Raw genomic sequence first — 1,181 nt, 5'->3', positions numbered from 1 at the left:
TCCGATGCCGAGCCCAACGCTGCGATACGTCCGTCCTCGATCACAAGTGCCTCGTGCAACGCTACTGCATCGGTCGGCTCGCCTTCGAACGGCGATCCGTCAAAGCTCAGTACGCGCCCTTTCAAAAGCGTCTTTTGCGCCATTTTCCCTGTTCTCCGCGTGTTTTGGACCGTTCTTCAGCATAGGGGGGCGAAAGATGCGGGTAAATCCGAGCATTGTCATTGTTTTCCGGTAGCTGCTTCTTCTATCAAGAAGCAATCGCGCGGAATGAGGGGCAGAGCATGACCACAGGCATTGACGAAGCCGGACACGATCAGCCCCGGGATGAAGACGCCTATGCGCTGGACATGCGAACCGTTGCGGCCATCCTCTATGCGGTGGAGGTCGAGGATCGCGACAAGCTGATCGAGTTGATGGATCCGCTGCACGCGGCCGACATCGCCGACCTTCTGGAACAGATCGACCCCTATGAACGGTCCCGGCTGATCCGCCTGTATGACAAGGAATTTGACGGCGACATCCTGTCCGAACTTGACGAGTCGGTTCGGGAAGAGGTGATCGATATCCTGAACCCCGACGTGCTGGCAGACGCTGTTCGGGATATGGAAAGCGACGATGTCGTCCACCTGCTGGAAGACCTCGAAGAGCCGCAGCAAGAGACCATTCTGGACGCACTGGAAGATTCCGAGCGGATCGCAGCGGAACAGGCGCTGTCCTATCCCGAGAACTCGGCGGGCCGTCTCATGCAGCGCGAGGTGGTCATGGCGCCCGAGCACTGGACGGTGGGGCAGGCCATCGATTTCATGCGTGCCAACGACGATCTGCCCGAGCAGTTCTATCATGTCATTCTGGTCGATCCACGGCTGAAACCCGTTGCGCAGATCACGCTGGGCAAGCTGATGGCAACCCGGCGCGAAGTTTTGCTGCAGGACATTGCCGAAGAAGAATTCCACATCATCCCGGTCGATCAGGACGAAGAAGACGTCGCCTATGCGTTCAATCAGTATCACCTGATCTCGGCCCCGGTGGTGGATACCGACGGGCGTCTGGTCGGCGTGATCACCATTGATGATGCGATGGTGGTGCTGGATGAGGAATACGAAGAGGACATGCTGCGCCTCGCCGGTGTTTCGGACGAAAGCTCGATATCGGACAGCGTGGCCGCGACCAGCAAGCGGAGG

At 58.6% G+C, this 1,181-nt stretch carries 1 protein-coding gene; it reads left to right on the top strand.

Annotation, left to right across the window (positions count from 1 at the left end; translation table 11 throughout):
- Positions 1-281: 281 nt before the first annotated feature.
- The coding region (locus tag ACR0E6_RS21395) for a magnesium transporter (protein WP_480587088.1) at positions 282-1,181 on the top strand (900 nt) is incomplete at its 3' end.

The organism is Ruegeria sp. AP12 (genome assembly GCF_056540025.1).
The sequence above is the reverse complement of the archived record's forward strand: the minus strand, read 5'-3'. Positions and strand labels throughout refer to the sequence as shown.